The sequence below is a fragment of the uncultured Dialister sp. genome (genome assembly GCA_900314595.1).
In the GTDB taxonomy this organism is placed as follows: Bacteria; Bacillota; Negativicutes; order Veillonellales; family Dialisteraceae; genus Dialister.
On the sequence record OMVW01000054.1, the window covers coordinates 1 to 8345 of the forward strand.

Below are 8345 nucleotides of genomic sequence, written 5' to 3' on the forward strand. Positions count from 1 at the left end.
TAATTTTACCTAAAACGGAAGGCCCTTGCTATTCTTTTTTAGAAAAAGACCGATATTATCTAGGAAAACACAAGATTGTTAACTGCGAAGTTTGAGTTAGCAGTTATCAGTGAAGGGGCGGCGCATCAATAGAAGGCGCCGCAGTTTTTATATTGGTTCTTCCCGTTAAAGATATCTGTCGTCATCGGTGCTTATGGGTTCGACAGGTTCGTCCCCTCACCGCTATCGCGGAGCTCCCCTATCGAGGGGAGCCTTTCCCATTCGCAGCTGCGGACTTTAGAGACATTTCGCATATTTGAGTCATTTCCAACTTGTACCGATAGTCAGCCCTGCAACACCTGCTCGCGGGAGCTTCCCCCGCCCCCGGACGCTGGACAATCCGACGAAGTACATTTCTCCTTATATGTGCAGTTCGTCCCCTCACCCGCTTCGCGGGAGCTCCCCGGGGATGAGCTTACCTTTTAGCACACTTTCGACTTGTACGAGAGTACAGCCCCTCCGGCCGCTTCGCGTCCACCTCCCCGAACTTCGGGGAGGCTGGGAGGGGAGCCTTTCCGAATTGCGATAGAGTCTTTAAGTACATGATGTTTCGTCAGTTAGCCCCAATTTCGACAAGAAACGATAGATGAACCCACCCGGCCGCTCCGCGTCCACCCTCCCAGCACTCGGGAGGGTGGGGACCGGTATTGTGCTGATGGATTTCCCCATAATTACCGGGAATGTGTAGTGCAGGGGGAAGCACAAATCATCCCATTCGTCTACTTCGTCGACACCTTCCCTGGCCAGAAAAGACCGCCATTCCCTTTCCTTCGCTCCCTCACCTGTTTTCCGATTTCCTCATATGTGCGGCCCGAAGGGCCGTTTAATAAGATTGGTTCCCGCAGGGAACCATATCCTTCCCGATCACCCCGACGGCCCCGATCACCCCGACCGCCCCGAAAATCGGATGAATCTCAAAACAAAGTATTTACTTTTTGTCTCCAAGAACTTCATCCATACTTCCCATGCGATACCCTGCCAGGTCCATGGTGACGTAGGTGAAGCCCAGTCCTTTGAATACGCGGAGCAATTCATTGTGGATGCCGAAAAGTTTCAGCAGATTTTCCGGCAGTACTTCGATGCGGGCCATATTTCCATCATGGAGACGGACGCGGAATTGTTTGAAGCCTTTGGAGAAGAGATAGTCTTCCGCTTTTTCCACCATGGAGAGTTTATCTGCGGTAATGGTCTGGCCGTATGGGAAACGGGTGGCCATGCAGGCAAAGGAGGGTTTGCTCCAGGTGGGAAGGCCGACTTCGCGGGAAAGTTCGCGAATGTCTGCCTTGTACAGTTCTGCATAGCGGAGAGGACTTTTGATATCCAGTTCAGCCAGGGCTTTGAGTCCCGGGCGGTACTGGGAGGCATCGTTCAGGTTCGTCCCGTCAATGACATAGTCAAATCCTTCTTCCACTGCCAGTTTCTTCAGGGTAGAGAAAAGGAAATGTTTGCACAGATAGCAGCGGTTCTCCGGATTTTCCGCAAATCCTTCGATTTTGAACTGATCCATGGAAATCACTTTCTGCCGGATGCCCTCCTTCTGGCAGAAATCGATGGCATCAGCCACTTCCCTTTCCGGCACGGAGGCCAGGTTCATGGTCACGGCCATGGCTTTGTCTCCCAGCATTTTTCTCGCTTCATGGAGTAAGTAAGTGGAATCTACTCCTCCCGAAAAGGCGAGCATGACGCTTCCCAGTCCCTGCAGGTAGGCTTCGAGAATATCCTGTTTATGCTGCAATTCTTCGCTGATCATAGCAATCTCTCATCTTTCACTTTCGACTTCAGGCGCAGACCTGAAGGATAGAATTTTTTTACCACGTCTCTGCGGTATTTCATACATTATATCATTGATTGGCATGGGAAATATAGAAACAGTGCAAAACATGTCTAAAAAGTAATGCCCGCCATAGAGGAAATGGATGCCATTCCTTTATTTCCACACAAAAAGCCGTGCCTTTCTGCAAAGCACGACTTTTCTTCCCATATGTATGCGAAACCATCCGCGATGCCTGTGGGCAGCTGCTATTTCTAAGTTCTAATCATACAGTGATCACGAATCCGTTCGCTCAGGACCTTTCAGTCCTGATGGTGGGAACCAGTGAGTCCGGCATTTACGATAGCTCCATCAAAGCAGGATTTGACGCTCAGACGGGAAATGCTGTAAATGCTGTAGCCAATCCATGCTGCGGAGGCAGCGAGAATCGACACTGTCCAAATTGTACTCATATATACTTCCTTTCTTAACTTGCCGGCGAAGCCATTATAACATGAGCTTTCAGAAATGAAAAGAACGCGTATTAGAAAAATCAGTCAAAATTCATGTCTTGAGGATGGCAGGAATTATCGGATTTTATTAGAAATTTAGTGATAACTAACATTAAAATCGCCTATTTATGGTAAATGATATTTGGTATTTAATTGTATACGAAGGACAGATGACATACAATCTTCCGCCCCCGGAAATCCATCAATCGGGTATATACAGCAGTGTCCATTCATAAGGGGAAAATGGACCGGACGAATAAATATGCATGGATAGAGGAAATACCAGTCGTCACTGATTTAGCATGATGAAACATAGACTGAAAGTTATCAATTATCAGTTCGCAGTCATCAGAAAACGGAACAGGCAGCCCCAAAGCCGGACAAATAATAAAGAGGGACCGCTCCCGGAAATGCTGCATCCCGGGGAGGCGCTCCGCCATCCGATGTGCGTCACTTCCCAAGTCTTTTGAAATCATCTTCGCCCCGATTCAAAAGTGGTTCAAGGCAATAGCCCGGATATAAAACCGGCGCCCCTTTATTTCAGGGCGCCACCTTCACTTACCTCTTATCACTTAACACTTACCACATTGACTGAAAAATAAAAAACCGACTGCTTTCGCAACCGGTTCTTTCAATCAACCATTCCCCATCATTTTCCGGATCCGCTCCCGCCGTCTCCTGGCCGCTTCTTCATCTACAATGATGTGGTGGCCGTTATTCATGACGAATTCCGCTTTTTTCGGGAGAGGCTGCTTTTTATTGTTGTACTTTGCATAGTCAAAGTCCGCTCCCAGAGCGCAGGAGGCGCAGTCACGGCCTGTGCTTCCCCGCCACATGCGGTACAGGCTGTAGCCGAACCAGGCGGCAATGATGGCGATAATAAGTCCTGTCCAAAAGGTATTCATAGTGCTGTCCTTTCTGATTATCATTCTCAAGAGCATTATAGCATAGGTATGGTAAAAAGTAAAAGTAGAAATACCTAAGTTTAAGAATCAGGGATCAGGGGTGCTGCATCCCGATGGGCTGGTGTGGAGTCATCTTCGAAAGGAAGGAGCAGTTGGCGGTTAGTGGAAGGAACAGTAAAATTTCCGAAGGCACTGTCCGGGCCGGCTGAAAAATCCATGCTTTTTAAATTATGAATTTTCGGAGAAAAGAGGAATATTTCCGCAATTTTCAGAAAGGAAGCGCAGCGTTTTCTCTTTTCAAACTTTTTCTCGCCCCTTTATATTCATCGGATTACATCATTATTCCCGGGGGTATCTATCTTTTTATTGGATAGCCGGGCTTTTCCCGGATTTATTCCTTAAAATCATACTTCTAGCAATACATGATTTGTACGGATATCCGATGATGAGCGTATTTTCTAATTTTTCTCTCATGATTTAGCTGATTTTTTTATCTCTGGCTTTGATAATCATTTTATCAATATATTGTTATAGAAAACATAAATATCGAAAGTTTTGCCTCCAGAGCGCTCTTCACTGGCCATCTGCCGCTTTCCTGCGAAAGAAAAACGCCGGTTGTATGTTAACCGGCGTTTACGCCTAAATGAGTATTCCCTGCAGGTGGTCCATTTCATGCTGCACGATTTCTGCGGTGAATCCTTTGAACCGGGACTTCTTTCTGTGGAAATTTTCATCCTCGTATCGTACTTCCACCCAGTCATACCTTTTGCAGGGCCGTTTCCCGAAAAGGGAGAGACACCCTTCCTCCGTTTCATAGGAAGTCTCCGAAGTCTTTGTGATTTCCGGGTTGTACATGAGAATGGTCTTATTTCCATCTTTTATGGCAATGATGGCCTTTCCGATACCGATCATATTGGCCGCCATGCCCACACAGTTTTCACGATGAGCCTCCAGCGTATCCGCCAGATCCCGCCCCGCAGAGCTGTCCTTCTTCGAAGCCTTCTCCGCCTTCCGCTGCAGGAAAAGGATATCCCTCACAATAGGTCTTTCCATAAATTCCTCACTAATCCATATCTGAAAATGGCACGCTTCATTTTCTGACGCGTGCCGGCTGCACAGGCAGCATTTCCCTGCCTCTGCACAATCTCCATAAATATTGGCGGCCATCAGGCCGCCACCAATACGAGGAACGAACAACGAACAACGAAGAACGACCTCGAAAATGTCTCCAGGCTGCTAAAAACGAATACCTAACCACTCAAAACTCAGATCTCAAACCCGTTCGTCTGGTCTCCGGTCTGGTTCAGCCGCCTTGCCAGATCATCGTAGGTTTCATGAAGATGGTAAACGATGAGATCCAGAAGCGTCCTGATCACTTCGGGATCGAAATTTTCCACCCGGCTGGTGACAGTGGTATCCAGAAATACATTTTCATCGTCATTGACGGAATATTTCACGATCGCATGCTCTGTATTCAGCTTATTGATATAATCCATGAACGTCTTCCGCGCCGGTCCCCTGGGCACGGTACCCAGATGGGTGCGGATCAGTGTGTACATACTGTTGTCCGTAATGACGGCCACCACCAGCTTGTGCTTCGAGCCGGCAGGAATGGCAGTCATAAAGACCACCGTATCAAAAGAATCATGGGCATCCCGACGGCGGAAAAAATTCAGGCCGTTATCCTTCATATACTTTTCGAAAATATCAGCCTTCTGATTTTTCATCTTCGGTCCCTGTGGAAATGGAGTCACTGTAGCCATAATCAAAACCTTTCTATATTACATGAAATAGAAATCGTACATTACCTATTTATTATACAGAATCAGAAGAACAATAGAAACAGGAAATTCCAATTTCCTCATCATTTCATAATGAAACCCTGCGAATATTCGAAAGTTCCTGCCCCAAATGCCTCAGAAGCACAAGTCGAACCGGCAGGCCCTACGAATACCTCAAAGCTCCCGGCAAAAATGCCTCTACGTTCCTTGCCGAAAAGGAAGGCCCCACGAATACTTCAAAGTTTCCAGCGAGAATGCCTCCGCACCCCAAGTCGAACCGGCAGGCCATACGAATACCTTAAAGCCCCCGGCGAAAATGCCTCCGCACCCCAAGTCGAACCGGCAGGCCACACGAATACCTTAAAGTCCCAGGTACAAATGCCTCCACACCTCAAGTCGAACCGGCAGGCCACACGAATACCTTAAAGTCCCAGGTACAAATGCCTCCACACCTCAAGTCGAACCGGCAGGCCACACGAATACCTAAAGGGTCCCGGCACAAATGCCTCCGCACCTCAAGTCGAACCGGCAGGCCACACGAATACCTAAAGGGTCCAGGCACAAACGCCTCAGCACCCCAAGTCGAACCGGCAGGCCACACGAATACCTAAAAGCTCCAGGCACAAACGCCTCAGAAGCACAAGTCGAACCGACAGGCCACACGAATACCTAAAGGGTCCCGGCACAAACGCCTCAGCACCCCAAGTCGAACCGGCAGGCCATACGAATACCTAAAAGCTCCAGGCACAAATGCCTCCGCAGCTCAAGTCGAACCGGCAGGCCATACGAATACCTAAAAGCTCCTGTCTCTTATGCCTCTACGTCCCTTGCCGAGAAGGCAGGCCACACGAATACCTCAAAGTCCCAGGTACAAATGCCTCCACACCTCAAGTCGAACCGGCAGGCCACACGAATACCTCAAAGTTCCAGGCACAAATGCCTCAACACCTCACGTCGAAACGGCAGGCCATACGAATACCTTAAAGTTCCTGTCTCTTATGCCTCTACGTCCCTTGCCGAGAAGGCAGGCCACACGAATACCCAAAAGCTCCAGGCAAAAATGCCTCCACACCTCACGTCGAAACGGCAGGCCCCACGAATACCTAAAAGTTCCAGACACAAATGCCTCCGCACTCCAAGTCGAGCCGACAGGCCATACGAATACCCCAAAGCTCCAGGCACAAATGCCTCAACACCTCACGTCGAACCGGCAGGCCATACGAATACCCCAAAGCTCCAGGCACAAATGCCTCAGAAGCTCAAGTCGAACCGGCATGCCTAAACGACTCCCTTCATAGCTTCTTTCATAAGCACCGGCAGGGCCTGGCCGAAGAGGCGCTCCATGGCAGCTCGGGTGACGAGCCAGGTGCGGCCGGATTTCCTCCGTTCTCCTTCTCCCATGCGGGCAGAGGCATGGCCGGCGCCGGCCGCGGCACTCCGTACGACTCCGCTGTCCCTGTTCCAGATATGAGCCGCTTCCAGGGTGGAAAAGACGAGGAGGAGCGGATTGATGGTATACGTTTTTTCCCTTTCCTCATGATACACCCGTCCCGCCGCGCTTTTGAGGATGAGCCAGGTGCTTGCCGACCTGCGGACCTCATGGGCCTGAAATACGGAGATTCCCGCCCTTTCGCAGTCGGCCTGTACCCGTTTCGCATCCACGTGGTATAGTTTTGCCGCTTCCTGGGGAGTCACCACTTCTTCAAGCGGATCAAAGGCCAGACGGTACATGTCCATATGGCCCAGGTCCGGTTCGAAAGCTTCCGGCGAAAAAAGGATGACTTTCCCTTCTCCTGCCGCCAGGGCCGCTCCTGCCGGGAGGCGGCGGCCGGCAAGGTAGTTTTTATAAGCGGCCAGGGCTTTCGTTTCTTCAAGAGAGGAAACGAGAAAATCCGCCGGTCCTGCAGCAGTTGTGATGATTTTCCCCTCCGGCAGCTCCGGCGCTTCCCCAAGGAAGTACAGATGGACCCCTTCCGTGAGGAGCCATCCCTCTTCCGGGATAGAGCCGGTAAGGAAGGCTGTATAGCATTGATCGGATAACGATTGATTGAGGGCAGTATAAATGATGTGAGCCATTTTGATATTTCCTTGATGAAAAGAGAGGAGCGGTTAGTGGTTAGCTTTTAGTGATAAGCAGTCTTTAGAAGAGAATCACAAAAGGGCCCGCTTCCGGCTTTTGACGCGAGCCCCTTTTTGACCACTTACAGCGAGGACAGCATGCGGATGTGGCCGCTGTTCAGTTCTTTATTGATATATTCATACACTTTTTCCAGGGGAGAGCCGGAGACGATATCCTCCCTGTCCCGGCTGCCTGCGCCATGAGCCTTGACTTTTCCTTCAAAGTCGTAACTGGTCATGGAAAGGGTCTGTATTTTCTTATGGGGCATGTCCATCTTCACCTGATAAACGACTTTGGAAAAATCCTGGTCTTTCCAGGGATAGGAAATGCGCACCCAGAAAGTGGCATACCCGTCTTTGTAGGAAATGGTATTCTTTTCCACATCATAGGTACTGCCATGGAAACGGACTCCCTCTTCTTTATGGATGATGAGCCACACCGGCTGATTGAACCGGGGCAGAGGATGGGAAATATAATGATCGTAGAGATTCATGCCGAAGGAATGGGAAACGAGGCGGCTCCAGTTCTGCGGATCATCGCTGTAGGTGAAATTTTTCAGCTGGTTTCCGTCTTTATCGAAAGTCTTCATTTCCGAAATCCGGTAGGACCTTTTTTCTTTATCAAATTCGATGGTGGAAATGGCGCTTCCCCCATCCAGCGGCGATTTCACGGCAATGGAAGAACGGATTCCGCTGTCCACAAAGGAATCGGTATCCACGAAAGTATTTCCGGAATCCTGGAATGGAAGCCAGTTCTCCGCCCATACGGGAGAAGCCGAAAGAAGAAGAGCCGAAACAGCAAGGGCAAATAATTTTTTCATAAGAAATTCCTTTATACGAAACCGGTGATTCCAATCACTAAGTACTAAAAACTAAAAACTTTTCACTACTTCCTATTTCAGCGCTTTCAGCACCCGGAGGTCTGCCGGCGTGAGGAAGGGTTCATATTTCTTTCCCAGGTACATGTAAAGAACCGTCACCAGGGCTTCGATGTGGGGCGCCGGGACGTGCATCATTTCTGAAAGGTCCAGAAGGCTCGTCATGCCGCAGGGAAGGTCTTCGGAAAGGTAGCGGCCTGAAATATCCGTGGGTCCCGGGACCGTTTTATAGGATTCATTTTCCGTAAGCGCCTCATAGAGAGTTAAAATGGTCCTAGGAAATTGGACACGGGAAACTGGTATCCCCGAACATAGGACAGGGTAAACTGGAAAATCCCTTTGCCATGGACACTCTACTCCTA

8 protein-coding genes are annotated in these 8345 nt (G+C 49.4%); all 8 read right to left on the reverse strand.

Annotated elements, in window-relative coordinates; translation table 11 throughout:
• Positions 1-967 precede the first annotated feature (967 nt).
• The gene (gene larE / locus QZN42_RS09410) at positions 968-1789 is read right to left on the reverse strand and encodes an ATP-dependent sacrificial sulfur transferase LarE (RefSeq protein WP_296957010.1); all 822 of its coding nucleotides are present in this window, start codon (positions 1787-1789) and stop codon (positions 968-970) included.
• 323 nt (positions 1790-2112) lie between these two features.
• Positions 2113-2262 carry a hypothetical protein gene (locus QZN42_RS09415; protein WP_296957013.1) on the reverse strand — a complete coding sequence of 50 codons (150 nt, stop codon included), beginning with the start codon at positions 2260-2262 and terminating at the stop codon, positions 2113-2115.
• Between the two features lie 674 nt (positions 2263-2936).
• Positions 2937-3206, reverse strand: a complete 270-nt coding sequence (locus tag QZN42_RS09420; protein WP_296957015.1) for a FeoB-associated Cys-rich membrane protein — start codon at positions 3204-3206, stop codon at positions 2937-2939.
• 639 nt (positions 3207-3845) lie between these two features.
• Entirely contained in the window at positions 3846-4259 is a 414-nt protein-coding gene (locus tag QZN42_RS09425; RefSeq protein WP_296957018.1) for a peptide deformylase, read from the reverse strand.
• Positions 4260-4471: 212 nt separating this feature from the next.
• A complete protein-coding gene (locus tag QZN42_RS09430) occupies positions 4472-4969 on the reverse strand; it encodes a YbjN domain-containing protein (RefSeq protein WP_296957021.1) in 498 nt (165 codons plus the stop codon).
• A 1296-nt stretch (positions 4970-6265) separates the two neighbouring features.
• Positions 6266-7063 carry a helix-turn-helix domain-containing protein gene (locus QZN42_RS09435; RefSeq protein ID WP_296957024.1) on the reverse strand — a complete coding sequence of 266 codons (798 nt, stop codon included), beginning with the start codon at positions 7061-7063 and terminating at the stop codon, positions 6266-6268.
• Positions 7064-7188: 125 nt separating this feature from the next.
• On the reverse strand, positions 7189-7926 hold the full coding sequence (locus QZN42_RS09440; RefSeq protein WP_296957026.1) for a hypothetical protein: 738 nt from the start codon (positions 7924-7926) through the stop codon (positions 7189-7191).
• Between the two features lie 72 nt (positions 7927-7998).
• Positions 7999-8345: NAD/NADP octopine/nopaline dehydrogenase family protein (locus tag QZN42_RS09445; protein ID WP_296957028.1), on the reverse strand; the 347-nt coding region annotated here is incomplete at its 5' end.